At 42.3% G+C, this 26,088-nt stretch carries 26 protein-coding genes; 16 read left to right on the top strand and 10 right to left on the bottom strand.

What is annotated here, in order from left to right; translation table 11 throughout:
• Window positions 1–241: integrase core domain-containing protein (locus FT643_RS19025; protein WP_156873008.1), on the top strand; the 241-nt coding region annotated here is incomplete at its 5' end.
• A 14-nt stretch (window positions 242–255) separates the two neighbouring features.
• Here the strand turns inward: FT643_RS19025 and FT643_RS19030 are convergent.
• Together FT643_RS19030 and FT643_RS19035 are read right to left on the bottom strand one after the other, a co-directional pair.
• Window positions 256–2,757 carry an NACHT domain-containing protein gene (locus FT643_RS19030; protein WP_198043704.1) on the bottom strand — a complete coding sequence of 834 codons (2,502 nt, stop codon included), beginning with the start codon at window positions 2,755–2,757 and terminating at the stop codon, window positions 256–258.
• Between the two features lie 155 nt (window positions 2,758–2,912).
• Entirely contained in the window at window positions 2,913–3,119 is a 207-nt protein-coding gene (locus FT643_RS19035) for a helix-turn-helix domain-containing protein (protein ID WP_156873009.1), read from the bottom strand.
• 93 nt (window positions 3,120–3,212) lie between these two features.
• On the opposite strand from FT643_RS19035, the gene FT643_RS19040 reads away from it, so the two are divergent.
• The 6 genes from FT643_RS19040 to FT643_RS19065 all read left to right on the top strand — a co-directional run bounded on the left by FT643_RS19040 (window position 3,213) and on the right by FT643_RS19065 (window position 9,711).
• Complete coding sequence (locus tag FT643_RS19040; RefSeq protein WP_156873010.1) at window positions 3,213–3,497, top strand: hypothetical protein; 285 nt, start codon at window positions 3,213–3,215, stop codon at window positions 3,495–3,497.
• 197 nt (window positions 3,498–3,694) lie between these two features.
• Entirely contained in the window at window positions 3,695–4,087 is a 393-nt protein-coding gene (locus tag FT643_RS19045; protein ID WP_156873011.1) for a helix-turn-helix domain-containing protein, read from the top strand.
• Between the two features lie 176 nt (window positions 4,088–4,263).
• The gene (locus FT643_RS19050) at window positions 4,264–5,043 is read left to right on the top strand and encodes a TnsA endonuclease N-terminal domain-containing protein (RefSeq protein ID WP_156873012.1); all 780 of its coding nucleotides are present in this window, start codon (window positions 4,264–4,266) and stop codon (window positions 5,041–5,043) included.
• Window positions 4,967–6,904 (top strand): Mu transposase C-terminal domain-containing protein, encoded by a 1,938-nt coding sequence (locus FT643_RS19055; protein WP_156873013.1) that lies wholly within the window; start codon window positions 4,967–4,969, stop codon window positions 6,902–6,904. Before FT643_RS19050 ends, FT643_RS19055 begins: the two co-directional genes overlap by 77 nt.
• Window positions 6,905–6,913: 9 nt before the next feature.
• Window positions 6,914–7,876 (top strand): TniB family NTP-binding protein, encoded by a 963-nt coding sequence (locus FT643_RS19060; protein WP_156873014.1) that lies wholly within the window; start codon window positions 6,914–6,916, stop codon window positions 7,874–7,876.
• Window positions 7,873–9,711 (top strand): TniQ family protein, encoded by a 1,839-nt coding sequence (locus FT643_RS19065; RefSeq protein WP_156873015.1) that lies wholly within the window; start codon window positions 7,873–7,875, stop codon window positions 9,709–9,711. Before FT643_RS19060 ends, FT643_RS19065 begins: the two co-directional genes overlap by 4 nt.
• On the opposite strand, the gene FT643_RS19070 is transcribed toward FT643_RS19065, so the two are convergent.
• The 3 genes from FT643_RS19070 to FT643_RS19080 form a co-directional block, all read right to left on the bottom strand.
• Window positions 9,694–9,999 (bottom strand): hypothetical protein, encoded by a 306-nt coding sequence (locus FT643_RS19070; RefSeq protein ID WP_156873016.1) that lies wholly within the window; start codon window positions 9,997–9,999, stop codon window positions 9,694–9,696. The two genes, FT643_RS19065 and FT643_RS19070, sit on opposite strands and share 18 nt — an antisense overlap.
• Before the next feature lie 66 nt (window positions 10,000–10,065).
• A complete protein-coding gene (locus tag FT643_RS19075) occupies window positions 10,066–10,227 on the bottom strand; it encodes a hypothetical protein (protein ID WP_156873017.1) in 162 nt (53 codons plus the stop codon).
• A 15-nt stretch (window positions 10,228–10,242) separates the two neighbouring features.
• Window positions 10,243–12,150 carry a hypothetical protein gene (locus FT643_RS19080; protein ID WP_156873018.1) on the bottom strand — a complete coding sequence of 636 codons (1,908 nt, stop codon included), beginning with the start codon at window positions 12,148–12,150 and terminating at the stop codon, window positions 10,243–10,245.
• A gap of 389 nt (window positions 12,151–12,539) precedes the next feature.
• Between FT643_RS19080 and FT643_RS19085 the strand changes: the two genes are divergently transcribed.
• The 5 genes from FT643_RS19085 to FT643_RS19105 all read left to right on the top strand — a co-directional run bounded on the left by FT643_RS19085 (window position 12,540) and on the right by FT643_RS19105 (window position 18,688).
• Window positions 12,540–13,106 (top strand): hypothetical protein, encoded by a 567-nt coding sequence (locus FT643_RS19085; protein WP_156873019.1) that lies wholly within the window; start codon window positions 12,540–12,542, stop codon window positions 13,104–13,106.
• A gap of 430 nt (window positions 13,107–13,536) precedes the next feature.
• Complete coding sequence (locus FT643_RS19090; protein ID WP_156873020.1) at window positions 13,537–15,135, top strand: anti-phage dCTP deaminase; 1,599 nt, start codon at window positions 13,537–13,539, stop codon at window positions 15,133–15,135.
• Between the two features lie 128 nt (window positions 15,136–15,263).
• Window positions 15,264–17,708: a nuclease-related domain-containing DEAD/DEAH box helicase gene (locus FT643_RS19095; protein WP_255473974.1), complete on the top strand. Its 2,445-nt coding sequence runs from the start codon at window positions 15,264–15,266 to the stop codon at window positions 17,706–17,708.
• Between the two features lie 165 nt (window positions 17,709–17,873).
• Window positions 17,874–18,191 (top strand): hypothetical protein, encoded by a 318-nt coding sequence (locus FT643_RS19100; RefSeq protein WP_156873022.1) that lies wholly within the window; start codon window positions 17,874–17,876, stop codon window positions 18,189–18,191.
• Between the two features lie 2 nt (window positions 18,192–18,193).
• Complete coding sequence (locus tag FT643_RS19105; protein WP_156873023.1) at window positions 18,194–18,688, top strand: hypothetical protein; 495 nt, start codon at window positions 18,194–18,196, stop codon at window positions 18,686–18,688.
• A 437-nt stretch (window positions 18,689–19,125) separates the two neighbouring features.
• Here the strand turns inward: FT643_RS19105 and FT643_RS19110 are convergent, their stop codons facing one another.
• From FT643_RS19110 to FT643_RS19130, 5 genes are all read right to left on the bottom strand, one after another.
• Window positions 19,126–19,734, bottom strand: coding sequence for a BON domain-containing protein (locus tag FT643_RS19110; RefSeq protein WP_156873024.1), 609 nt, complete (start codon window positions 19,732–19,734; stop codon window positions 19,126–19,128).
• Window positions 19,735–19,943: 209 nt separating this feature from the next.
• Complete coding sequence (locus FT643_RS19115) at window positions 19,944–20,537, bottom strand: outer membrane beta-barrel protein (protein WP_156873025.1); 594 nt, start codon at window positions 20,535–20,537, stop codon at window positions 19,944–19,946.
• Window positions 20,538–20,596: 59 nt separating this feature from the next.
• Window positions 20,597–20,785 (bottom strand): hypothetical protein, encoded by a 189-nt coding sequence (locus FT643_RS19120; RefSeq protein WP_156873026.1) that lies wholly within the window; start codon window positions 20,783–20,785, stop codon window positions 20,597–20,599.
• Between the two features lie 374 nt (window positions 20,786–21,159).
• The gene (locus FT643_RS19125; RefSeq protein WP_156873027.1) at window positions 21,160–21,327 is read right to left on the bottom strand and encodes a DUF1328 domain-containing protein; all 168 of its coding nucleotides are present in this window, start codon (window positions 21,325–21,327) and stop codon (window positions 21,160–21,162) included.
• Window positions 21,328–21,373: 46 nt separating this feature from the next.
• Complete coding sequence (locus FT643_RS19130; RefSeq protein ID WP_198043706.1) at window positions 21,374–22,027, bottom strand: OmpA family protein; 654 nt, start codon at window positions 22,025–22,027, stop codon at window positions 21,374–21,376.
• Between the two features lie 556 nt (window positions 22,028–22,583).
• Between FT643_RS19130 and FT643_RS19135 the strand changes: the two genes are divergently transcribed.
• From FT643_RS19135 to FT643_RS19150, 4 genes are read left to right on the top strand one after another with little or no spacing between them, the layout of a single operon-like run.
• Window positions 22,584–23,933 carry a sigma-54-dependent transcriptional regulator gene (locus FT643_RS19135; protein ID WP_156873029.1) on the top strand — a complete coding sequence of 450 codons (1,350 nt, stop codon included), beginning with the start codon at window positions 22,584–22,586 and terminating at the stop codon, window positions 23,931–23,933.
• A 10-nt stretch (window positions 23,934–23,943) separates the two neighbouring features.
• Complete coding sequence (locus FT643_RS19140) at window positions 23,944–24,147, top strand: histidine kinase (protein WP_156873030.1); 204 nt, start codon at window positions 23,944–23,946, stop codon at window positions 24,145–24,147.
• Between the two features lie 3 nt (window positions 24,148–24,150).
• On the top strand, window positions 24,151–25,626 hold the full coding sequence (locus FT643_RS19145) for a sensor histidine kinase (RefSeq protein ID WP_156873031.1): 1,476 nt from the start codon (window positions 24,151–24,153) through the stop codon (window positions 25,624–25,626).
• Window positions 25,616–26,077, top strand: a complete 462-nt coding sequence (locus tag FT643_RS19150; protein WP_156873032.1) for a response regulator — start codon at window positions 25,616–25,618, stop codon at window positions 26,075–26,077. The genes FT643_RS19145 and FT643_RS19150 overlap by 11 nt, the downstream gene beginning before the upstream one ends.
• The last annotated feature ends 11 nt before the right edge of the window (window positions 26,078–26,088 follow it).

A 26,088-nucleotide genomic window follows, 5' to 3' on the forward strand; every position in this document is an offset into this window, starting at 1 on the left:
GGCAAGGGAGTGGACACAACAGTTCGTTGACTGGTACAACAACGAACATCGCCATAGCGGAATAAACTACGTGACACCGCAGCAGCGACACAACGGCCTGGCTGATGAAGTTCTAGCGAATCGCAAAGCCGTGATAGAGGCGTTCAAATCCGAGCACCCGGAACGATGGTCGGGTAACATCAGAAACCTCAGCTTGCCGGACTCAGTAACTCTGAACCCGGAAAAGGCGGTAAATTGTTAAAGAGCTGAGTACTTTTATGCGACAACAATGTTGACAGACACCGCTTTTCTCCAAGCGCTGGTATCATTATCTTTATACTTTGTTTGAAAAATGGCAGATACAATATCGCTCAGGGGGATAAAATAATGAGCCACATCTGCCCATTGCTTCAAAACTTCCGATCCTCCATGATGAGGATCAACTCTATCCCCGCCCGACAAGTAACTTAGCGGTTCAGCCGAGTCGAATACCCGTCTGGCCTCATTAAAAAATTCATTTTTAGCAAGGAGTTTAGAAAAGATAAGTGCTTCTGAGTCGCTTACCTGAAGTAGCTCCCCATCAAAAACGTATCCGATTGCTGAATTAAGTCCCTCAGATTCGAATAAGAGATTTAGTACGTCGATTTCATTTAGAGCTTCTTGTCTCTCTCTCAACTCAGATTCAACTAAGATACATCTGATTAGTGCGAGAGGGTCATTCAATTCTTTAGCAGACTGGAGAACGCAATCGATATCATCACTAACACTTGAGATGTTTCGCAGCTTAAAGAACTGCTCTCTAAAATAGTGTTGCGTTCCTGTTTTAATTACAGATTCGATCTGTTTAGCATTGTAAAGATGGTAAATAGTTTCCCAGCGCATAGGATCTGAAAAATCTGATTGGAGACAATGATCGGCTAATATCTTGTGATACTCTATATTTTTTTGCTCGTCGATATTTCCGAATAAATTACGGCTAGTTTTGTCCAAAATAAATTGTCTGAAACTATTGTGAAAGAATCGCCAATTTACATCACTATCCTTCTTAAAGTAGTGTGCTGCGCTAGAAATAAACTGATAAATTGTTGAATGATCAGCCCAGTTATCAAGTACTTGAGTATTTATTGGTACTCGAATTCTTGATAAGAGTGCGAGTAATTTAACAAGATTCTGATCCCCCTCGATTTTCCGCCAATAGATGGAGTAGTTTTGTTCAATATGTCCTTGATATGCGGGGTATCCGTTAATAATTACATCAAAGTCTTCGTCAGAATTTTCAATAATAAACTGTAACAAATAGACCAAAGATAATGGATGCCCCAACGACTTTTCGAAAATAGCTCTTTTATTCTCCTCTGTTAGAGCAGAACAGCCGCGCCATTGGTTAATGGCTGCATAAACATTTGATCGAGTTAAAGGAGATATAACAACTGCGCGATTTTCTTGTTTAATATGTTCTTTGATAGCATCAGAAAGATCAGTCAACTCAAGTGTTTGGCTTCCCAAAACGAATATTACACCGTCAGGTATGGTGTTTGGCGGGGGCAAATCTGACAATAGGCTCTGTAGAGGGTTTTGTTCACGCTGAATGTGATCTAATCCATCAACCATTACAATGGTTGTGACATCATCGAGTTTCCATTTCTCATGGGCTTGCTGAAGTTGTTCCCCAAGCAAAGATAGATATTCTTCTCTTGATTCTGGTTGTCCAGAATTCTCGCCACGAAATCCATGATTTCTCAGGGATAATGTAATGTCATGTAGGAACGTATTAGCTTCACCACGCCCTTGATACGTACTATCTGGAACATAGGCGTAATATCTCACTAATTTATAGCCAGCTTTATATTTTAAAGTATGAGTAAGAGTTGTGGACTTTCCTGATCCAGGACTTCCAAGTAGCGCGATATATCCACTGCTTTTTTGTGATAAAACTTCAGATATAGCTTCGACAGTTTGCTCAATTTCTTGGTATGTTCGATCTACTGGAAATTCATGCACAAATTTGTGTTTAAATCTATGATTCCACGACAGCTTTTCCAACATGTCATCTTTAGACATCTCAACAATTCGTCGCTCACCTCCAGCCATTTGTGTCAGGAGGTTATATATTTTATCAATGTCGCTTTTTCTTCTTGCTTGTCCTTTATTTGTAACAGGGATTTCGCTAGGTCGTTTATAGTTGAATTCAAGTTCACAACAGGGAATAAATTTTAAAAAATCCTCATGGCCGAATCCTGACCGCCTTTTTAGATCTAATAATGTCTCTTTCCAACATTCGGTTGCTGCATCAAGACCGGATTGACACCATGACCTATCAAGCCAGCACTCTTTTAGGAAGGATTGAAAATGGGGGTATTGTGGTTGAATATCACCAAGAGGGATTTCGGCTTTAGTACTTGAACTAGGAATTAGTTTGTGGAGCAGATGAACTTTTATCGACCTTTCCTTGTAGTTCGTGGCAAGGTGTAACCATCCTTCAGTAAGCTGTCTTAAGAGGCTAAGTTTTACATCTCCCTTTTTTGTTCTGCTATCTCTGACAAAGTCGCTATAGCTTATTACTCCAGTAAACTCGGCCCATTTCACCTGATATGCGTCAAGCTTACCTGTAGTTGCAATTAATATATCATCCAAGCTCCCTGCGCTTGGATCAGCGACCCGAAACCAATCCAGACTACCATCAAGCAATGCTTCATATATTAGGCTTGCCGCTATTTCATACTGCGGTACATAGCCTAACATTGCAGTACGCTCGCCATCTCCCGAATTAGTGCTCATTGCTGTTGATGGCTCCTATAAATATGTGTTTTCTAGTTGCGCATATGTTTTTTTGCAGAAACCAATAAAGCTTTGATAGAGATGGCCCCTGTAGCCTGAAAGCGTTTGGTAAGGTGCATAGGTTAACGGAGTAAATAGTTCATTGTGAATAAAAACTAAAAGAGATCTTTTGGGCTTAAGTTCAATGCGTGGCTTATCTGATAGATTTTTAAAAGGGTAATATTTTTCTCTCCCCTTTCTATATGCCCCATATAGCTACGATCCAAACCCGCAAGATCCGCAAACTGCTCCTGCGAATACCCCTGTTCTTTTCGTAGTTCCCGAACCCTCTGCCCGAAAGCCTGGAGTTTTGGATCTCGCATCTTTTAGCCCTATCCCAAAAGATAGAACTATTCCGTTTTGTTGCCTATTGCTCCACGGACTATAATACCCATTTTTCGAGATAAGGACTAATCGTGAAATCTAATTTGCCTGACGCGGTTCAATTCATTAAATCTCTGCCAACTACTGATCTAATAAAAGTGACGGAAGGTGAGGTGCAAATCGCATTTGTGGGCTCAGAATTTCAATTGCTCAATTCAGATATGGAATGTCCCTGTGCGCTGTTTAGTGGAGGGGAAAACTGGCTGGATAGTCATGTGCCGGATTGCGATAGGGGAACGGATTCAGTCCGTGAATATGTGGTTGATTACGTCCGCGGTATGTACAAATACATCATCGAAGATTGGGAATTGGATTGAAATATTGAATCACTTGCAACGCTAAAAAGTCTCATCGCAACCAAGCACGCCCCTGCTTAATCAAGTCAACCCCTGTTGATTCATCAAAGCATAACACTTTGATTTTTAGATGATTTTTATCGTTCCTTTCCTTTGATTTAGGTAAGTGTTTTACCTTATCCTAGACCAAATAATTCCATTATTTGAACGATTTTTGTATGACGCCATTTGGACTGTTCCTCGAATCATTGAGAAGAAGCCGCCAGTTGCAGCAAGTTCAATTGGCTGATCTTCTTGGTGTGAATTCCTGTTATGTCAGTGCCATAGAGAATGGCAAAAAAGGCCCTCCTTCCAAACCTGTGCTGGAAAAGTTAATTGCCGAGTTAAACCTGGACGAAAAGGAGCAAGAAGTGCTTTGGGACTACGTCGATCAGTCCAAAAGGACGATACGGCTGCCTGATAACGCGACGGCAGAGGAGTATTCCTTAATGCGTGATATGCGCAGGCATTTGGGGGCATTAAGCATGGAACAGATAGAGATTATTCGGAATACCCTGAAATTGGGTGGAAACACCAAAACAAAACCGGGAATTGAGATCAGGAGTATGTAATGGCTTAAAAACAAAACGGGACAACCCGTAAGGCCTGCCCCGCTGTGTTTGTGTAAGTTGATACTTACGGCTTGAGAACCACGAGTATCCCCTTTCCCTGCCCGGCGCGTCAAGGTCTCAGTCAAAACTTAACCAGAAACAGTAATTTCTATTACCTCAAAGGGTAAGGGATTTCTATGTCTTTAAAAAATACCGTGGTTCCTTTCGGAGCCAGACGGGGGGATCGGTTACGCCTGAATATTGCCCCGCAGCCACCCGTCACCAGAGCCAGGGAGCCAGTTCGGCCTACGGCTGGGAAAGTAGTGGGATTCTTCCCTTCAGCGAAAAACAACCGACAAATAGCCTGGGAGTCGCAATTGGAAAAGCGGGCTTGTCTGTTGTTTGAATTCTCATCAGGGGTGCTTTCTTACCGGGAGCAGCCAATTACGATCTTCTACCCCTGTGAAGGAAAGATGCGTAAATACACGCCTGACTTTGAATTGCTGCTTACAACCAAACAACGTGTCTTTGTTGAAGTTAAGCCTGCTTCAAAGCTGAAAGATCAGGAGCTGATTAAAAGGCTGCGGAATATCTCTGCGTTCTGGATGCAGCACGATTGTCACTTCATCGTAATAACGGATGAAGAACTCAACCAACCTGTTCGACAACACAATCTGTCTTTCTTACGGCCACACCTGAAACCTGCCTGTAATCGTGAGCTGGTTGATGCCGCAACCAAGTGGCTCCTACAGAACCAGGACGCCACTGTTCAGGGCCTATCTGAATTTACCGGCTCTCTCAATAAAGTCTATTCACTGATAGCCCAGGGCCACATTGCCATTGACCTGGACAAGCCCATTAGCCTCGAAACCCAATTATCTACTTTAAAGGATATCAACGATGAAACTTGCCTCTTTACGTACCGGACTGCACCTGACTTTGAACGACGTTCCATTCATTGTGAATCGAATTCTTGAAACGGGTGATTGCTACCTCGAACGTAAATCCGATCTCGCTGTGGTGAAAAGATCTAAAACTCAGCTTATGGATGCATTTTTTAACGGTGAATTAGTTATTCATGGAAAAGATGTTGTTCCGAAGACCAACCACAGGAGTGAAGTCGATATTAACGGTTTTACCGAGAACAACCAACGGCTGGTAATGCGTAAATATCATTATGTGAAGGCTGCCAGAGATATTTTGGGTGAAATACCGGTCAAGAATGAATTGGACATAGTTATTGAGCGAGTATCGGAAAAACTGGATGACGATAATCCTCCGAGTGAGTCCAGTGTATATCGCTGGTGGCGAAGCTGGCGAGAAAATCACTACGATATCGGGGTGTTCGTTAACAAATCGCCTGGGCCAAAAGGGTTGAGAAAATTTAAAGGTACGGTATATCAGGAGCTGGTTCGTGTTGTTGAAGAAGTATTCCTTACCCGTCAGAAAGACTCAAAACAAGCCACCTACGATGCTCTAGTTGCTCAAATCACGACATTGAATATGGCAAGAAAAAAACCGTTACCTATACCGAGTAGAGCATCCTTTTATCGAATTGTGAATGGTTTTGATAAATATGAAATCATGGCTGCGCGTGAGGGAAAAAGAGCGGCTGATAAGACTTATAGGGCAACTGGGTTAGGTGCCCAGCCAAACAACATCCTCGAACGTGTCGAAGTAGATCATACGCCCTTGGATGTTCATCTCCTTAACCCTGAAACCGGAAAAGCCGATGGAAGGCCGTATCTTACACTTCTTCTGGACCGATATTCGCGTATGCCCCTGGGTTTTGAAATTGGTTTTGAGCCTCCCTCAGAAATATCGGTCATGAGGGCGTTGCGCAATGCCATTCTTCCCAAAACCTACATTGAAAAATCCTTTCCAGATTTCAAACACAAGTGGATAGCATTTGGTAAACCGATCATGTTGATCTGTGATAATGGTCTGGAATTCCATTCTCATCAGCTTAGGCGCATGTGCGGAGAACTGGATATTGACTTGCAGTTCTGCCCCAAGAAAAGGCCCGAATATAAAGGCTCTGTCGAAAGAATTTTGGGTACATTGAATAGAGCAGTTTGTCACCGGCTACCAGGCACCACATTTTCAAACATCAATCAGCGCGGGGATTATGAATCTGAACAGGAGGCAATAATCACGTTGGAAGATTTGAAAGAGTTGGTTCACGAGTGGGTCATAGATATCTATTGCCAAACAACTCATAAAGTCACACAACGAACGCCCTATTCGCTTTGGAGCGATGGTCTCAAAGTGGTGGAGCCGATGCTGCCTGAAAGCCGCGACCAATTGGATCTTATTTTGACTGTAGAAGATGAAAGGGTGCTCAGTCATAGGGGGATTGAATTTAAAGGGCTTTTCTACAATTCATCTGAGTTGGGAGCATTTCGCCATCGAAGCCATGATTCGTTAAAGCTCAAATTCAGGTACGATAAGGAAAACCTTGGTTATATCTGGGTGTACGATGAATTCGAAGGTAACTACCTTAAGGTACCCTGTATTGATCCGGACTATGCCGACGGGCTGACATTACGGCAGCATCTCCAAATCAGGGCTGAGGCTCGCGCTAAAGGAGCATCTGACCAGGACAGTGAAGCGTTAATAAAAAGTAAGGAACGATTCAGAAAGAAAATCGAGAAGAAGAGTCAGCACAAATTACTCAGAGAGCGTCGAAAAGCGGCGCGTGATAACTCTGAGGCTTTGCGGAAGTCGCCGGAGTCTACCGCGTGGTCTGCTAATTCTACAGAGAGTAGCAACAATGAATTTCCCATTGGTGACTGGGATCTTGATGAAATCCCAACCTTCTCTGTAATGGAAAGGTAGGGTTGAATCATGACTTTAACCATAGAACAACAACAGAAAATTGCTTCGTTGAGAACGCTTTTTATTAATCATCCGCAATTTGATCGTGCTTACGATGTCGTTACTCATGCTTATCAAATGAAAGCGCATGTCAATTCAGCCCTAAATATTATTTGTGTTGGCCAGTCTGGTACAGGAAAGTCCACCTTAAAGGAAAAGGTGAAAATTACTTATCCTGCTCAACGAAATAACGAAAAGAAAATCATACCTGTATTGGTGGTCGATACGCCTTCTGTACCCACAATAAAGAATATGGCTGAAGAAATGTTGATTCAGTTAGGTGATCCAAGATTTAACAAGGGTTCTGCAATAGATAAAACTAATCGGGTTCTAAACTACCTGATCAAGTGTGAAGTCAAGATGATCATTTTTGATGAGCTACAACACTTTATTGATCAGGGAAATCGTAGAACTCCCCATGAAGTTGCTGACTGGCTTAAAACTGTAATCGATAAGGCGCAAGTATCTACGGTCTTAATGGGGTTGGATAGATGTGAAGAGTTGCTAGAGGTCAATGAGCAGTTAAGGAGGCGGTTTACGAGAAGGGTCAATATTCATCCATTTAATATCCAAGACAAAGAATCCGTAAAAAGCTTTCTTGGTGTCATAAAGGTGCTGGATGAAAAGATTGGATTACCGATTCAGATTAACCTTGAGGATACAGAGATTATCAAATCAATTTATTTTGCAACTAATGGAATAATTGATTACATGGTAAAGCTCTTTATCGGCGCCTATGAGCAAGCGATAAATTTGGAATGCAATGGCCTTACTAAAGAATGCTTTCAAATAGCCTTTTGCGAGTGTATTTGGATTGAAGGAGATGGTGAACTTAACCCTTTTCATGAAAAATTCAGGCATAAGAAGCTGGATAAGCCTGGAATGCCATTTCATCGTCCGAAACAATCAAAAAGCTTGAGGGTGGCGGTATGAAGACTAAATATGAACTCATCAAACCACTCATTCATCCTGCTGGATATGAAGATGAAGCACCAATGGCTTACTTGATTAGAATAGCAGAACTGAATGCCTATAAATCGTACCGGTGGCTGTTTGGTTCAGAGGAAGTACCGACCCACACCCTATCGCATAACCAGTGCTACCGTTTGTTGGTCGATACTGAATGGTCTGGCTTCAAACTTGATAACAAAATCGTTTCTGAAGCGTTGTCAGTCCATACGTGCAATATGGTCGCTAATAAACTCAAGTTTTGTCCCTTGTGCCTAAGAAAAGATGGCTTCTACAAAGTTCAATGGCAGTATAAGTTGTCCACCGCTTGTATCGAGCACGGTGTATTTCTTCTTGATCGATGTCCGTTTTGCCAATCACAAGGAGGCTTCACTGATCACAAGATTTATCAGTGTATCTGCGGCAAGAAAGTCAGCGACGCGGAGGTAGAGTTTTGCTCTGATGACATTCTGAATATGCAAAGGTTCTTGGAAGGGCATTTCGGAAATATAGATGCAGGAGCGTGTCTTTTAGATAATGCGTCCAGCTTTAGCTTAAGCCGTCGAATAGAATTCTTGCGATTCTTCTTAAGATGGATCAAAAAGGAGCGGTGGAAGAAAGTTGATACGATGAATATTTTTCAGGATCAAGAGTGTGCACGGGACTTTATGTCTGATGTAAGTGAAGCACTCTTCTCAGGAGAAATAGGGTTTACATGCTTCTTGAAATACGTGCATATGCATGGATATTCTGGGAATGCGACAAATCCTGATCTATTTACTAAGTTCCATCAGTCTTTCTATAAGACATTTCCAGACGATGAATTTAAGCCCTACAAACACCTGATAGAACGTTATCTGAATTTGTATTGGTATAAGCCGCTGACCAAAAGAAATAAGAACTTTGATAAAAGGACGATAGACGAACACCCTTGGATACCGCTGCAACAAGCTTGTCGAGAATTCGATGTACATAAAAGTACGTTGCGGCAGGCATTGCGGCAAAACCTGGTTAGAAGTAAACCATTAGAAAAAGATCGACGTGTGATCATGATGGTATTTAAACCTGATTTAGTGGATAGGATTGACCGGTTAAGAAGTCTGATTTCGGCTAAAGAAGCAGCGACAATTCTAGGCCTGACGAAATTGCAGTTTTCCAGGCTAAGGGAAACTGGCTGTTTTGACGTGATGGTTGAGCCTGGTACGCATGGAAATATGACCTGGCAATTTTCACGAGATGAAATATACCGGTACAGGGATATGTTTCTGAAAGGCCTGGCAGATGTTTCGGGAGAATACTGGTCTCTTCCCCAATTATTGCAGTATTTCGGTGGGCAGATTGACGATCCTCTTGTTACGATATTGAATGCCATTGAGCAGAAGCACTTGAAAGTATCAGCCAGGTTAAATTCTGCTCCTGGCCTGTCTTCAATGCTATTCAGTAAAGATGACTTTCTGGAATGGTATGAGCGCTACAAAGCGAATAGCAGTTTAGTGAGTATTCCATCTACGGCAAAATTATTGGGCCTCCAACAACAATTTACCTATCAGTTGGTTGAAGCTGGGCTTATAGAGACGTCGTCAAATGATGGCTATTCGTCGAGATGGGTATCGCAGCAAGGGATCAATGATTTCCGCGATAAATATGTCCTGCTTTCCAAGTTGGCGAAAAGGATTCAGCTTAATTCAAGGACTTTACTGAACTACCTTGCCAGCCGGGAGATTCATCCAGTTGACCAGAAGTGGGGGCAACCACTTAGACAAAAAGTCTACGAAAGAGAGAGGTTGGTAAATGTCCAACTCTTATCCGGGTATATCTGAGTCATTTTGTGCGTGAGAAGGGTGGAATATCAGAAACTCTTTTTCTGGTTTTGGTATTTTGCCACGCCTGGCATGGTTCGAGCGCTGCACAAAGTAGCGCTCCCCTCCCCTCTCAACCAGCTCACCTGTCCTGATTTCTCCCAGTAATTCTAGGCAGGCAATCGCTCTGGTGCGGAAAGCCTCAAAATCCACTGAATTTGGGACGCGCATGGAAATAATACCAATTACTTCGTTGTTACTAATGGCTGCCCAACACTTACCAAGGTAGAAATTTTCTTGAAGATCCATAGCTTAAAAGCATTTTCTGAAAAGAGTGCTATAGACCGTGGAATTATAGTCATCAATGCAAAATGTTTACTTTCTGTTGAGCGAGCCTTCTTCAAGGCTTTCTCTGATTTCTGAAAATACCTCTTTGCCTGGTGACACGTTTCCGGCTTCTAGATCTCTTAATCCTTGATGTATGAGCAGCTTCAGATTTTCCAGCTTATTATTTTCGCTTTGAGTAGTATTTTTCATGTTCTACCGCCTTTATTAGTAATATGAGGCACAAATAATATCTTCGATACACCTTTCCCAAACTGGGCGTATTAGTTCGGATAGTTGTGTGAAGTCGTCATCGCTTAGATCTGATAAGTCTTTGAATAATGCATATAGTGATCGTAGTGCCAAGTCGAGGTTAAATTGGGGAGATACCCCTTCACGCAGTTGTTTTTCTAATTCAACTATCTCTGTATATAAATCAGTACCGGAAATTCGAAGATTACTTTTAAAATAATGATCAGTGTAGTTAGGCCTGGTAGACAAGACATAACTGCAAACACGAATTACAGATCTGATGAGTTCAGGCTCAATTGGCGCTTTTGATAAATAGACGCTGTAATGGCTCTGAAGGAAGAGAGCAAGATTTACAGCCTCTTCTTTGTTCGTGACTCTTAGGCCAATATTTCTCCTGCTGATATCCGTGCAAGACCAAACTATATTTTCCAGTTTTATATATTCTGGATTGGGTTGTCTGGTGAATATTTCTTTGATCGGCTTATCTAAAATAGATTTATTGCTGTTGGATTCTCTCTGAATAGCCCATTCATATACTCTTGGGAAAAAATAGTCCATCAGCCAGTTATGTGTGTACTCAGCATCCCAGCCTTTCCTCGGTGAGAGATCAACGGGAGATCCTCCAATATCACTTAATGGCTCCCAACCGAGAATAAGATCAGTAGAGTAAGTGGAGTCGCTCGGGTGTGCATACATGATCAGGTGGTAGCCGGGTTCAATGTTCCCGCGTTTTGTTGGGACGTAGACCTTAATGCAGCCTGCAGAATCGTAAATATAATGTTCTGTTGATCCTTTGTCGCAATCAAACTCGTGTAAATAGCTTTTTATGATGTTCCAAAACCATCGCTCAACTTTGCATAACTTGAAGACAAATCTGTCGTCGCTAAGCCTTGCAAACCTAAGTGTTCTCCAATTTGACTCAAGGGCTCTTGCTGATTCAATGTAACAACTCCAAGCTTGTTCAATGATCCAGTCGAGGTCGTCAAGCTCTGCGTTATCTAGTGTTAGTCGAGCATAAGGTAAGGCAAACAAATATTTTCCATCTTCGTCTGGGCCATAGAAAAAAGGGCTTCCTCTAAGAGACGGCGAGTGAGCGCGGTATTGCATCATCTTGATAAAAAACTGGGAATTCAACGCAATGGAAAAACCATTTAAGTCTGCACGGGCAAATAACAGGCCTCCACATAGATGGGGCTTTTTCTTGGAAGGTGGTGAAATATCAAGCCGTATACTTCTGTTTTCAATTAGTGTCATCCCTGAAGATTCTGATATTTTTTTAACACCAAAAGCGCTTGGGTATTTCGTCATACCGGATGAAGCGAGACAAAATCTTTCAGCTGTGGAAAAGCCGTATATATCTTCCACCGTAGAGTAGGAATGTTTTAGTAAGGTAATAAGCTTGCTGAAATCCCAAAGTTCCGATTCAATGCCTTGTTGGATTAACTGTAGGGAGAGTTTGTGCCAATGATCCACCAATGATGGCTTAGCGCTGATATTATTTGTTGTTATCAGGAAAAATTTTTCAGATTGTTCAGCCTTTTCACCTTCCAGAAAGCGCTCTACCCAAGAAGACAGTGTTTTTTCATTGAGTTTCGCAACCCTTTTGCATTCTGCGACAATGAGCTTTCCGGTAGCTTTGTTAAGAGCTATTAAGTCCAGCCCATGTTGTTTGTATCCGTTACTACCGTACCGAAATACCTGAAGCCCTTGAGTGTGCTTTAGCTCGCTGAAGAGCATCAAGGACATTTTTTCGAAGTCCTCCCAAGGTAGGGATTCGATGGGTAGGTCTTCAATTTTAGGATCTCTAACAACATCCCGAACATGGCTGGTTCTGTGCAGGATCTCATTGGGGGATACTTCTAAATAATCATCGGGATTGTCCATTTCTTGTACTCTACTTCCGTTTAGCTAAACGGCCAGAATAATGCCACGTAAACAGACAATAAACATAATTGCGCGGGAAAAATTAATTATCATCGTTCCACATATTTAGTGGGTGCCAGCTGTGAGAGGGGTTTGTAATGTCCTCTAGGCCGTCGGGTCTGGTAGGCTTTTTCTGCTCCCAAGAGGCAGATTTGACCAAGCCAACAAGGATTACAGCAACGCCAAGACCTACCAACAAACACGCAAGAATGAATCCAGTCATAAGTGACTCCTCCGGTCAATATTCCATAAATGAGATTTATAGTCCGTGGTATTATAGTCGTTATATGTGAGACTTTGCGAGTATGCCTAATATCGTCTTTTCGCATGGGAAAGCCGGAGGAGAATTTATGACCACTATCATTTCTTTAATAGCTTTAGCCATATCCTTGATTGGTCTTAGCGTGCAGATACGCTCAAAGATCCCTCGAATTAAGGTAGGGTCATCTGTCCATTTAGTGTCTGGTGCACCAGTGATCTCTATTTGCTGTCAAAATGATGGGGAGAGGCCTGTGAATATCGAGGCTCTGAGATTGCCATTAACTGTGTGGGATTATGTTTCAACGGATTTTTCGAGCAGAGTGGCTAGACAGCTGACTTGTATCGGAGAGTGCTTATCGCCGTCGGTTAGTTATGTGAGTGACTCAGTCGCAGAATATAGTTTTGACTTGGAAAATTGTGCCATTTCGAACGGGGGCCGAGTATCAGCGGTCATTGATGTAGAGAAGATGCTTGATGTGTATGTGGCATCAGGGGAAACTTTTGGCAATAAGGCTATCGTTCTGATTTTCTTATTGTTATTAACTGTTGAAGCTCATTTGTCCAATGGAAAGGTGATAAAAGTGCGTTTGGCTCTGAAGGATAGGCTTGAGTTAATGAAGCGATATTTGAACGATACAAGATTGTGTAACTGTTAACTTATTGATTTTAATTGACTAAATATATGTATTGGTCAGGTCGGCGTGGTTGTAATGAATATTCGCGCTTATCCGTTGCTTCGGCACGTAATTATCATTTACTATCCTGGGCCGAAAATTGCATTATGTTTTTGCTTTTAGTATCAATTAGATGGAATAACTGAGTTAGGGATGCTACTTTTAAATTGGTACTTCACACGTGGGGGTTCTTTGTTATGCCAAAGTTAACGGATAGAAATAACATTAATAATGGAAGCAACTGGCATACTAGTAATAAAGGTAGTGATCAGCCTGCCACTCACAAGACGGTCACAATGGCTGGATACAGAGTAAAGAAACAGCTAGATGAAAGAAAAAGAGCGTTAGAAAGCGTGATAGAAAGCTCTCGAAAGTTAGATTGGTAATTTTAGCCTGAAAGGATGGAGGCAAATTGGCTGAAAGGCAACAAAAAGCAACAGCCGACAATAACCCGCGATCGAAGGATGTCCTATCTCTAAAGGAAACCCTTTCTCAAAGACAATCCAAAGAGCTTGTTGTTGCATTAGCTGGCCCTCTTGGTTGTGGTATCAAGCAAGTTAAAAGGCTGCTGACGGATGAATTGAAATCTGCAGGTTATGAAGTCGTCGATATTCGACTTAGCGACCTGATGAGATTGGCTGTTAACGAACACAAGAAGTTATTGAGCTTGAAGGAGTATTTACCCTCTGAAGGCACAGATAATTTCGACCGGATCTCCAAATTACAACGTTTAGGAAATGAGCTTAGAAACTACTCGAGTAATGATGTGGTTGCCCAGTTAGCTGTCCAGGAAATTGCGCTGTGGAGAAAAAACCATCCCGAGCAAACTGAAGCAGATAAAATTGCTGTCATGCATAATACTGCTTTCATAATTGATCAATTGAAACATCCTGATGAAGCTAAATTACTTAAACTTATATATGGAAAGATATTCTACCAGCTTGGAATATTATCCACGGAAGAAGAGAAGCTATCTCGGCTTAAAAATAATGGGATCAGCAGATCTAATGCAGTTAAACTAATCGAAGATGACCGAAATCAAGAATACAAGCATGGTCAAAAATTAGAAAAAACTTTATCTTTTTCCGACTACTTTATATCTAATACCTCTAACAATTTACCTTCTATAAAATCCAATATAAACAGATTTCTTTGTCTTGCTCACGGCGTAAATGGTATCACGCCAACCAAGGATGAAGTAGGCATGTATACTGCTTATTCGACGTCGCTACGTTCTGCTTGTTTATCAAGGCAGGTCGGTGCAGCTATATGTGACGACGATGGAAATGTTTTAGCTGTTGGGAGAAATGATGTCCCAAAGTTTACCGGGGGGCTTTATACCGTCGAAGATGGAGCAAATGATCATCGATGTATTAATCATGGTGCAAAATGCTATAACACGGAAAAAATTAACCAGCTAAAGGAAAAGATCAGGGTTATTTTAGTTAAAGATGGTGGGGTTGCTGAGAACATATCCCATAAATTGATGGAAAACATCGCTGAAAATACACCCCTCGGTTCTTTAATAGAATTTTCAAGAGCAATCCATGCGGAAATGGATGCAATTACAACCTTAGCTAGAAGTATGCAAAGCAGTAGTAAAGGTACCATCATTTATACAACCACCTTTCCTTGCCACAATTGTGCGAGACATATTGTCGCTGCTGGTATCAAAAGGGTTGTATATATTGAGCCCTATGCGAAAAGTCTGGCTATTGATTTACATAGCGATTCTATCTGTGTTGAAGAACAATCAAACGAAAAGTTGGCTATCTCTTCATTTGAAGGTGTCGCACCCACAAGATATCAGTCTTTCTTTTTAGCGAAAGGAAAAAGAAAAGACGATACCGATGGGAAGGCTATTACTAATACATTAGTTGATTCAGAGCATGTAGATTCCATATTGGTTGCGAAATACACTGACACTGAAAAGAAAGTTACCGAACTGCTCTCTGAATCCCTTAAAATTTCCGATAATCGTATTGATTTAGTGCCACAGGACGACCCTTAGATCTGCTAAAAATTTAGCTGTAAAAAGATAGTGAATAATTACATTTGAACAAATATATTCAACCGATCAATTTTCTGTGTAATCTAACCCACGACTAGCCCATCAATTTTTATACTCAAATGGCAATAATGTATCCAGGCTTTGGGCCAAAAACGAATGAAAGCACCCGTGCAGAACCTTTGGTTTATAGTCTTTTACAGGAGCAATTGAATGATGAATTTCATGTTATTCACAGTATCCCTTGGCTCTCATCTGTCGTTGATGGTTTTTCAGATAAATGCAGTGGCATTGGAGAAATAGACTTTCTAGTACTACATCCAACCCTTGGCTTTCTTGCTATAGAAGTTAAGGGTGGCACTTTACATCATGACTGCTCTGGCTTTCACTACAAAAAGAAAGGCAAGAAAGAAAGCGTATCCTTTGATAGCCAGTTAGGTCGTGGTAGGTATGCGTTGCAATCTTTCTTAAGCAAGCGTGGGAAAAAATTAAAAATTGGCGCTGCCTATTTTTTATGTGACAGCAAAGTCGAGCCAATAAACTTGCCGCCTAATCTTGTTGATAGTCATGAAGATATTTCGCTTGTTTTTGATATACGAGACGTCAAATGCATTGGTGAACGTATTGAACGCCTCATGAAATACTATGGAAAAGTCTATCAACAAGAGTCATTTTCAACATCAGAAATTGAGCATGTTATTGGCTATATTTTGCCAGAAGCAGATTTCGCTGCATGCTGGAGTTCTCGTATCAGGAATGATGAGGTTCTATGGCTCAGGCTTACTGAGGAACAAGAAGAGTGCGTAAATCTTGCGTTGAATTCTCCTCGGTTATTGGTTAGTGGGTGGCCTGGAACGGGGAAAACTATAGTCGGTATTGAAACAGCAAGGAGGCTTTCTGAAACGAGTAAGCAAGTTCTTTTCGTTGCTTTCAATGAACTGTTAACCAAAGAGATAAAGTATCAGTTAGAACACAGTGATCACTGCACTGTTAGAAGTTTTCACCAACTTTGCATAGAAGCTGAACAGTTTCTCAATAAAGAGTCCAAGAATAAAAATCAAGACTGGTATAAGTCTGAGTCTGCTCAGTCGCTCATGGCTGCAATTCAATTAGGTTTTTTAAACAAATTTGATGTTCTAATCGTTGATGAAGCACAAATAATCAATCCGATGTGGTGGGATACTCTATTTCAATTATTTTGCAAACGTAGGATTGTAGCGCTATGTGATGAAATTCAGGCTTTTCCGTATGAAACCAAAATGTCACTTAGCGATTTGGAAGAATTATTAGAAGTTAGCCATTTCCTACTAACAAAAAGCTTGAGAGTACCTAAAAAAGTATGTAATCGACTCAAGACTCTTGTGTCCCCTTCGTATTCAGTCGTAAATCCGAGGCCGATAGAAGAAGACACATATCACGAAATCGCTGTCTTGGATGTAGATCACCAGTTAGCAAAGTTAAATGAGCAATTCCAGAGAGATAGCATAAGGCCTGGCCAGGTTACCTTTCTCATACCCTATAGCAACGGGCAACTGGAATGGCTATCAAATTTGGGCTACAGGGTTGAAACAATTGGACGCTTTCGTGGAGTAGAGTCCTCAATTATTGTTGTTGTAGTCAATGGCGAAGTGACAGCTGAAACACTTTATTGTGCATACTCTCGGTGTACATCGAGATGCATAGTTGTTTTTGATGCTTGTGCCATTGTAAAAAACGACATTAAATTAACAGAGATATCAACAAGCGCTAAAGCAAGAGAAATTTACAAAGAGTTTCTGCACAGGGCTACGTTTGGTTTCCAGATCAGTAATCCACCTTTAACATTACATCAAGTGATAGAAGAAAATGACCTTTTTAGTTGGTGTGATCAATGGGGTGGATACTTACTATATTCGAACTCAAAAGAAAATACTGATTGGTATTTTTGGGAAGATTTGGTGCGTGAATGTCCATCTACGCTATATACTTGCAACGACAAATCTAACACCTATTTCAATCGCTTTCGCCCCTTTAATGAGGATGATTTGGGTTGTTTTTATAATCCAGAAATATTTCAATGTGTAAAATGTCGATGTGCTACGCCACATCAAACTAAGCTTTTCAAAAAAGCATGTCTAGTATGTGGATATGGTTATTCAGAGCGTAGCTTCGAATTTGAACAAGAAATAAATCACTGGAATGCGATAATGAGAGTATCAATTTCATTATCACCTGAAGAGAAACGAGACATCCCCCTGCCAGTAGCCGCGTACCTAGCGCTTTCCACTAATGGATTATTGAAGAATAATGTTGTTATCAAATGCTTAGTTGATGCGTACGGCGATAAATACAAATGGGTTTTATGTTTACTGATCGCATATATTTACCAAACCGGAAAGCAACAAGAAATAGTGGTTGTAAAAGAGTTAATGATTAAGTTGTCAAGATGGAATAACGAACTAAAGTCTTGCAGTAAGTCCTCTTTATCTGGCCGTGTAAGTTCAGCACTTGAAAGACTAGATAAAGTTGGGGTCACTAAAAAAACAGAAAAAAAGGGTGAACGAGCAATTATCTTGGATAGTGAGCTGTTCTCTTAATTGCACACAACACAAGCTGACGGTTATCGTGTGGCGCTTGAGTTTATGTGGAAGGTGTCTATTTATATAATAAATTCTCGAAAAAACATGCAATCTGATCCCTTTCTTTGTGTGTTAGCTATATAAAAAGTTTAATTTTACCCCATGATAAGGGAGCTTTTATAAATGGATGTACATGATCGTGACTATATTGCCGCTGTGATTAATTACTTTTGGGGGCCGAATTTAACCACGCCACAATCAGTAAATGAGTCGGCAGCAGTAGTGGCTTATGGTGCTCTAGAGCAGGCCAATATTTGTTCTGATTCTATGGATCTCGTGCCTAGGCCGATGGGTGTTCCCAGCTCAACTTATGCAATCAAGCAACTAGCGAAGATTGGTAAGAGAATTTTGTCCGGTGATACTTCTATATACAACACATGTAAAGTGAAGGTAGGTGTGAACTTTAAATCCGAGATTGTGATGGCACTGAGAGGCATTTGATTATGATCAAGACCACGATAGCTACACTCTTTCTGATGATAACGATGAGTGTTCATGCCGAGCCTGAAGTGGAACTCTTATATTCGGATCTGAAAGTTAAGCTACCAGGCCAATTCACATTGATTGGTGATGTCGGTGGCGAGGATAACATACTGATCATTCGATATGGGAATGATAAAGGGAAAAACTACATCGCGTTTACTGATATGACCAACGATAAGTCTTTAGACTATGGTTGCCCAATCAAAGTGTTCTTTGATGACCTGTTTTCCGGTGGTGACTCCACCTGTAACGCTGAAAACTTAGGCATTTTGCGAGAAACCTTTATTAGTAATAAAGATGTAGAGCTTTGGCAAGTTGGAGGCTACACGGTTAGATATTCGGGTGGAAAGGACAAATCTTTCGCATTCATAAGCGCTGAAGATGGAAAATTGGTCAAAATCGATTCTGATTTCTTAAAGAAGGAAAGGTATAAAACCTTGCTGGGTGACTTGTAGCATGCTGCTGCATGCTATCTAAAATGACTAAACTTTGTGCAGTCGAATAAAAAATGCAGTATCGTGCCAATTACTTGATACGATACCTAGGATGTGGGTAAGCCTGTGCATAACTGTAGCCTTTAAAAGGTTCTAGGTTCCTTGTGTCGTATGCCTGATAGGCGCAACTCTGGATTTATTTAGATATCCATTAAGTATATGATTTTAAAAAGATTTCATGATTTATGGGATTTGGTGGGCAGTAGAGCATAGTTTACGGGATTTCATTGAGGTTGAATAATACCGTAAATTATGAAAAGGCTTAAAAATCAATAAGATATGATTTTGCAAATAATGGGATCCCACAAAGTAAGTAATTACTATCATTTTAATGGCTTACAGCAAAAGGGCTACAAATCAGTAGCCCTTTTATATTTTCAGGAAAGATATCCGAATCATTAGCTGCTCACTACTTTCAGCTCATTTTTTACCATGACTACAGAGTCAATATTCTCGACTATCTTTTCAGCCAAATCTTTTTCAGCGTTAGTCTTAACCTGACCTTCCAGAGTCACTACATGACCCTTAGTGCCAACGTTGATGTCCATACCTTCAATATATTCGTTGGCCAGTAGTTTCATTTTAGCTTGAGCCGAGATGGAGGCGTCTTCTACTGAACCGAGAAACGAATCTTCTTCAGTGGTAGGTTTAATCCGCTCAGCGTCGGACTTCACAACCAGTTGATTGTCCAGAGATTCCACGCCGTCTACGCTCAAAGCGATTTCTTCTGCCAGATCTTTTTCTATTCCGCTCGAGACATCGCCAACCAATACAGCGACACCATCGTTGACTTCTACGTCAATTTTGAAGCTGTTCAGGCTTTCATTGAACAAAATGGCAGTCTCGATTTTGCCTTCCTGCCAGCCATTACGAAAATAGCGCTGTGCACCTTCTGACATGGCTTCGATCTTTTTCTCGTGATGCTGGTCTTCGGAAAAGACCGGTCCGGCGATAAACAGAGCCGCTGTCGCGACTGAAATTATGGTGGTTTCGATAAATGATTTCATATTTTTCTCCCTTTCTTTCGAAAGCGTTTCTTACGTCCTTGAGTTTTACTTCCTTGGTTTGGCTTACGTACTTTGATGCGCTTTACTCTATTTCTTCTTTTCATCCGGACTGTGTGTTCAGAGAGGTAAAAGTGCCTAAAAAAATCCCAACTCCCCTGACCAGAGAGTTGGGTATAGGAGTACCTATGAAACAGGGGTTAGCGTGTTCATTAGAACAAGTAACGGACACCAACACTGGCTTGGTCCAGGTCGGAGTCGTAGCTGTCGCTGGCAAGCAGACCAACTTCGTCGGTTTCCAGCTCAATTTCGTAACGGGTGTAATCCAAATTGATATCCATGCGATCGGTTACGGCAAATGCAACGCCGATACCATAGAAAGGTTCTGATCCGTCAGTAGAGCCGTTGGCTTCCAGCAGGCCTTCACCTACTTGATAATCCGCATCCCACCAAAGTTGTCCGCCTTTAGCATAGATGGAGAAGACATCGGATATAGGCAGAATACCTTTCACAGCCAGAGTCATACCGTCGACGTCGGCGCTTGCCAGGTTGCCACCGTATTCTCCGAAGTTGATATAGCTACCTTCGACAGCGAAATATTTGTTTACCTGACCACCCAAGATGGCTTGAAACACATCTTGATCATCATCAAATTTGGCATCGCCTTCGTTCTTACCTTCGCCCTCTACTTTATACATACCGTAGGCGCCACCAATGTAAACTCCGGATTCCTTTCTATCCTGAGCCATAGAGGCTGCTGGAATTAACATGGCTGCAATCATTGAGTAAGCTAGTGTAGTTTTCATTTGAGTCTCCAATTGTCTAATTTTAGTCTTCCGTAAATTTAAGTTGCGTGTAATCGCTATTAGCAGTCGGTGTCTTTTGCGTCCATACCATCCTTAGCATCTTCACAAAGATCTTCGATTTGGTTGCCCGCGTCTTGTGTAGTCTCTTCAATGTTTTCGCCGAGTTCTTCCGGTCCACCTTCGTCAACATCACAAGCGGCGAGGAAAAGGCTCGATACAAGCAGAGCTGGGAATAATAAATTTTTCATGGTGTAACTCCTTGGTTTTAAATTAATGTTCCGTTTTATCGTTTCTGATTAATTAGATATCAAGTACCGTGCCATAAATAATAAATTAATATAAGTTATTGATTATTAATGATTTTATTGTGCTATTTGAAAAGGCGAAAGGAAATAATGTGGCGGCAACCGAAGATTTATTTATAAGAGTTACAGCTCCATGTGTATCCATTACAAACCTTGAGTTTGTAAAACTACAAAGTAAAACGACGACTAAATGGAGTGCAGAAAGAAGCGAGTTTACTGGCTGTAAAAAAAGCCGAGCAATGTTAAGAACGTTTATACAGGAAAAGAAAAAGCCGGCGAATGCCGGCTCCTGTTTATGTTAAGTGTGTTCTATAGCGTCAGACCCTGGGTCGTCCCCTTCCCATCACCGCGAATACAACCGCGAGAATGATACCGACAACGAATAGTATCCACGCTATGTTGGTTGCTGTGCCTGCGATACCGGAAAAACCAAGTACGGCGGCGATCAGCCCTATTACTAAAAATGTAATTGCCCATCCAAACATATCTCTTTCCTCCTGAAAACAATGTTAGGTTATTTAGCTAGGTGACTTACTCTTTACTACTTACTTCCCGATTCATGCTGACTAATTCATCGGGGTTATTTGACGAAACGTACTCGATAACAACTCGGCGATTTTTTTCCCGCCCTTGCTCAGAATCATTTGAGGCGCTAGGAAATTCCTCTCCAAAATAATCCACCTTCCATTCGCTGGCATCGAGTTGCCTTTTAAGGTAACCGATGACCGATAGCGCTCTTTCTTCCGAAAGACTTTGGTTATAAACCTCGGGACCCATGGAATCGGTGTAGCCGGCAGCATAAATCCGGGTGCTTTGCATATCGTTGGCAGATATTTCTTCAACGATGTCGTCCAGCTCTACTTCCGCTTCTGTTGTAAGCTCCGCTGAGTCAAAGTTGAAATAGACAATTTTACGACTCGCTTCCAAGACGGTTTCCGGATCCCTCGTCGTGTCCTCAGCAGCCGCTCTTTGCATTGCTGTTTCTGCTACCGCCGCCTCGCTTTCGGTTTGAACGGATACCGCACCTGGAACAGAAACGGATCCGGTGTTTTGATCGGAGCCGGTCTCCATCGATACTTGCGCTTCATCATCTGCAATGTTGGTTGAAGTGGTACTGCAACCCGTCGCTGCGAGGGTTATTAATGCCAGGCTCCCTGCTAGTTTTGAAAGCTTAAAAGCGTTCATCCTGTTCTCCATCCCTATCGTGTTCTTACCTAAGCTGAATGATTGAGTACTGACAAAGCTAATATCGTGCCAGCCATGGTAAATTAGCCCGGGTTTATCCCGTGTTGAATAAAGTAGTGTGTTTTTCCATCAATTTTTGTAAGCCTTACAGAGAAATTGTAAAACCCACTTTTTAAAGGACTGGGTGTGGACGTAAAAAGAGCGAATCCACGTAAAAAGGTAAAAAGTTTGAGTAAATCTTACGTGGCAGGCTTCTTGCTCATGCTTAGACAAGGAAAACGGTGGATACGAACTGAATCGCATTTATCGTTAAATAACTCTTCAGATACACCAATTCGGTAGTTGACGATTTTTGCGAAGGCTGTCGGCTTGTTGATGACGCGGCTGCGTACTGAATCCTATATATAGAGTCAAAGCAAATAAAGCTGTGAGCCTTGCGAGATTAGGCTCACCAACTAGTAACTTCGGGGCATTGCACTAGCGCATTCTGGTAGTGATTATTGAGATGTGATATATCTTGATGCCCTCAATATTCAGGCAAGGACCGGACAAAACTATGCAAGTATTAATGGTGGATGATGACACCAGTTTTACCATGGCAACCCAGGAGATCCTTGAGATTCTTGGCCATCAAGTGGTTGCTGCCGCTTCAGTCGAAGAAGCGAAAACCCAGCTGGCAGTAGGCTCTTTCGACATTCTTCTTTTGGATATTATGCTCCCGGATGGTAGTGGTTTTGAAGTTCTTGATAGTATTCCTACATCACGTAAGCCTCGCCATATCACGTTCATCACCGGCCAGGCAGCGATAAAAAATATGATCAGATCGGTGGCCGGATCAGATGTAAGTTTTCTGTTGAAACCGATAGACATCGATAAGATCCGCGCTCTTCTGGCGAAGGTGGAATTAGCAGAATCCAACAAGGACGCATCAGTCTTACGTCATTTTGGTGTGTTGATAGGTGAATCAGCTCCAATGCAATCATTGTATAAAATGATTGAACGTGTCGGAGCTTCGCAGGCGAACGTAATGATCATGGGCGAAAGCGGCAGCGGCAAAGAGCTGATCGCACGGGCGATACACAATGCCTCGCAATGTGAAGGCGCCTTTGTTGCTGCCAACTGTGGCGCGATGCCAACGGAATTGATTGGCAGTGAATTATTCGGACACGAAAAAGGGGCATTCACCGGAGCAGCAAGCCGCAAAGCGGGATTATTTGAACGGGCCCACGGCGGTACCTTGTTTTTAGATGAAATCACCGAGATGCCGTTGGAACTGCAACCGAATTTACTGCGAGTGCTCGAGACAGGAAGAATTACTCGTTTGGGTGGCACGCAGGAAATAGACGTGCACTGCCGCGTTCTATCCGCCACCAACCGGACACGTGAGCAATTGGCAACGGAGCAGTGTTTGCGCGAAGACATTTATTTCCGTTTGGCGGTTTTTCCCGTGCAGTCGCCCACGCTGAGTCAGCGTCGAGAAGATATTCCTTTGCTGTGTAACGCGTTCTTAGCTGAACTGAATGAAGACCAGGGCTGCGCACTGACAATTGATGAAGCGTCGATGGCCCGCTTACAGAACTATTCCTGGCCTGGCAATGTTCGGGAATTGCGGCATGCGATACATCGTTCATTTATTATGACCGATCCCGGACAAGACAATCTGCAACTTCCGGACGATTTGAGTTCACCCTTTTCCAAAGAACTCCCGACGACACCATCTTTAGCGGCCGGGAAAACGATTCAGGAGATGGAGAAAGAATTAATCATGGCAACATTGGCAGAGGTCAATGACGATAAGCCGAAAGCGGCAACCATGTTAGGTATCAGTTTGAAGACGTTGTACAACCGATTGAACCAGTATGAAAATAGTCAATTAAGCGCACTCAATAGTAACGTACCAGGTTGAGGAATTCATTGTGAGCGACCCTAACGATATAGCGGCAACCCGGCATCATCTGCGCAATCAACTGAATAACATCACAATGAACGCTGAATTGGTCAAATTGCAGATTCAACAGTCCACCCCACCCGAAAAAATATTATTGAGTATCGAAAGAATGTTAGATGAATGTAAAGCATGCGGCGAGTTCCTGAATAACCTGTCCGACTCGGCTTCCTGATTTATGTTGGAGCGATTTGCGGTACTGAATCGTCTTTGGTCATTCAGCGTGCTGGCGTTAGTTTCCTTACTGGCGATCAATGCAATTCAATCCTATTCCAGCATATCGGAATTGGTGATGAACGAATCGCGCACGAGCAATACCAAGTCGATGTTGAGGGCAGTAAAAGATGTGTATTCATCTGTACAGGATGCTGAGCTGGGACTACGCGGTTTTTTGATTTCAGGTAAAGCCGATCAACTACGACCTTACTTTATTTCGCTGAACAGTATTAAGGAAAATATCACTACGCTAAAAGGCATTCAATCGGAGTTGCCGGAGCAGGAGCAACGCATTCGTCAGTTGGAGAAAGTCATCGAAGAACGCTTGCACCAAATGACTCAGAATATTAATCAGAAAAGTGTTAATGTAAATTCGGATCGGGTTGCCTCCCGCAATATGTTGATTAGCCATGAAAGCATGATTCGCATTCGCGCACTGATTTCCGAAATGGAAGAGGCGGAATTTGAACTGCTAAACCAACAGTATCTTCAGGCGCGGAAAAGCAGGTCGAAAGTTAAGGCCACCATTATCATAGCGAATGGCATTGGTTTAGTGCTGGTTATTGTAATTGGTGTGTTGGTTAGTCGGGCCATCAAACGCCAGAAAACGGAAGCCGCCTGGTTAGAAGCGATGGTGGAAAAGCGCACCAGGGAGTTGAAACACTTTTCTGAAGAGCTTCAGCGCAGTAATGGGGAATTGCAGGATTTTGCGTTTGTAGCCTCCCACGATTTGCAGGAACCCTTGCGAAAAATCAGGGCATTTGGAGATCGTTTGGCGTCCCGTTATTCTGAAGCCTTGGGAGATGGCGCAGACTACGTTTATCGGATGCAGAATGCAGCCGAGCGAATGTCCAAGCTAATTGAAGACTTGTTGACCTTTTCCAGAGTGACAACCCGGTCCAACCCCATCGAGTCAGTGGACCTGAATGAGACGATGAAAGAAATCCTGGATACGCTTGAAATTGCCATCGAAGAAAAAGGCGCAGAAATCAATGTTGAGGCCTTGCCGACCGTTGAAGCTGATTCGAGCCAAATGAAGCAGTTATTCCAGAATTTAGTGGGCAACGCATTAAAATTTACCCGGCCGGGCGTGACGCCCAAAATTAGTGTTAGGGTGGCAGAAACACAAAATACAGATGGCAAGGCGGGTTCGTTTGTTAAGTGGTTTCGCATTGAAGTGGAAGACAACGGCATCGGCTTTGACGAGAAGTATCTTGAAAAAATATTTACCCCCTTTCAGCGGTTACATGGACGAGAGCAATACGAGGGAACAGGCATTGGTTTGGCAATTTGTCGGCGTATAGTGCAACGACATCAGGGTGAGCTGTGGGCAAGCAGTGAACTGGATGCGGGCACTACATTTATTATTGATTTACCAGCGTATCAGAGCGATAAGGTCGATACGTTAACCAAAGAGTTGATTGAGTATGAATTCTGAAAGCAAATCAATCGTCATATTGATGGCTGACGATGATGTTGATGATCAGCTATTAGCGAAGGAAGCGTTACAGGAAAGTAGAGTCACTAATATTCTGAAAATTGTTAACGACGGTGTAGAGCTTATGGAGTATCTGCGTAGCGAGGGCAAATTTGCCTCCAGCGATAATCCCTGGCCGGGTTTGATCTTGCTGGATTTGAACATGCCGCGTAAGGATGGCCGTGAAGCACTTGCTGAATTGAAGAGCGATCCCAAGCTGCGGCGAATCCCTGTTGTAATTCTGACTACCTCGAAAACCGAAGAGGATATGTTACGTGGCTACGACCTGGGTGCTGCTTCTTATTTAACGAAACCGGTTACCTTTGAAGGCTTGGTGGATTTAATGCAGATACTGGGTCGTTATTGGGTCGAGTTCGTGGAATTGCCCGGTTCCGATAAGCAAACGGACTGAGGCGGTAGGCT

Source organism: Ketobacter sp. MCCC 1A13808 (assembly GCF_009746715.1).
Taxonomy (GTDB): domain Bacteria; phylum Pseudomonadota; class Gammaproteobacteria; order Pseudomonadales; family Ketobacteraceae; genus Ketobacter.

Excerpts from the sequence above, each read along its gene's own strand:
- FT643_RS19030 (WP_198043704.1), bottom strand. The coding sequence starts at position 2,757 with ATGAGCACTAATTCGGGAGATGGCGAGCGTACTGCAATGTTAGGCTAT.
- FT643_RS19035 (WP_156873009.1), bottom strand. The coding sequence starts at position 3,119 with ATGCGAGATCCAAAACTCCAGGCTTTCGGGCAGAGGGTTCGGGAACTA.
- FT643_RS19045 (WP_156873011.1), top strand. The coding sequence starts at position 3,695 with ATGACGCCATTTGGACTGTTCCTCGAATCATTGAGAAGAAGCCGCCAG.
- FT643_RS19050 (WP_156873012.1), top strand. The coding sequence starts at position 4,264 with ATGTCTTTAAAAAATACCGTGGTTCCTTTCGGAGCCAGACGGGGGGAT.
- FT643_RS19055 (WP_156873013.1), top strand. The coding sequence starts at position 4,967 with ATGAAACTTGCCTCTTTACGTACCGGACTGCACCTGACTTTGAACGAC.
- FT643_RS19060 (WP_156873014.1), top strand. The coding sequence starts at position 6,914 with ATGACTTTAACCATAGAACAACAACAGAAAATTGCTTCGTTGAGAACG.
- FT643_RS19065 (WP_156873015.1), top strand. The coding sequence starts at position 7,873 with ATGAAGACTAAATATGAACTCATCAAACCACTCATTCATCCTGCTGGA.
- FT643_RS19070 (WP_156873016.1), bottom strand. The coding sequence starts at position 9,999 with ATGGATCTTCAAGAAAATTTCTACCTTGGTAAGTGTTGGGCAGCCATT.
- FT643_RS19075 (WP_156873017.1), bottom strand. The coding sequence starts at position 10,227 with ATGAAAAATACTACTCAAAGCGAAAATAATAAGCTGGAAAATCTGAAG.
- FT643_RS19080 (WP_156873018.1), bottom strand. The coding sequence starts at position 12,150 with ATGGACAATCCCGATGATTATTTAGAAGTATCCCCCAATGAGATCCTG.
- FT643_RS19085 (WP_156873019.1), top strand. The coding sequence starts at position 12,540 with ATGACCACTATCATTTCTTTAATAGCTTTAGCCATATCCTTGATTGGT.
- FT643_RS19095 (WP_255473974.1), top strand. The coding sequence starts at position 15,264 with ATGTATCCAGGCTTTGGGCCAAAAACGAATGAAAGCACCCGTGCAGAA.
- FT643_RS19100 (WP_156873022.1), top strand. The coding sequence starts at position 17,874 with ATGGATGTACATGATCGTGACTATATTGCCGCTGTGATTAATTACTTT.
- FT643_RS19105 (WP_156873023.1), top strand. The coding sequence starts at position 18,194 with ATGATCAAGACCACGATAGCTACACTCTTTCTGATGATAACGATGAGT.
- FT643_RS19110 (WP_156873024.1), bottom strand. The coding sequence starts at position 19,734 with ATGAAATCATTTATCGAAACCACCATAATTTCAGTCGCGACAGCGGCT.
- FT643_RS19115 (WP_156873025.1), bottom strand. The coding sequence starts at position 20,537 with ATGAAAACTACACTAGCTTACTCAATGATTGCAGCCATGTTAATTCCA.
- FT643_RS19120 (WP_156873026.1), bottom strand. The coding sequence starts at position 20,785 with ATGAAAAATTTATTATTCCCAGCTCTGCTTGTATCGAGCCTTTTCCTC.
- FT643_RS19125 (WP_156873027.1), bottom strand. The coding sequence starts at position 21,327 with ATGTTTGGATGGGCAATTACATTTTTAGTAATAGGGCTGATCGCCGCC.
- FT643_RS19130 (WP_198043706.1), bottom strand. The coding sequence starts at position 22,027 with ATGAACGCTTTTAAGCTTTCAAAACTAGCAGGGAGCCTGGCATTAATA.
- FT643_RS19135 (WP_156873029.1), top strand. The coding sequence starts at position 22,584 with ATGCAAGTATTAATGGTGGATGATGACACCAGTTTTACCATGGCAACC.
- FT643_RS19145 (WP_156873031.1), top strand. The coding sequence starts at position 24,151 with ATGTTGGAGCGATTTGCGGTACTGAATCGTCTTTGGTCATTCAGCGTG.
- FT643_RS19150 (WP_156873032.1), top strand. The coding sequence starts at position 25,616 with ATGAATTCTGAAAGCAAATCAATCGTCATATTGATGGCTGACGATGAT.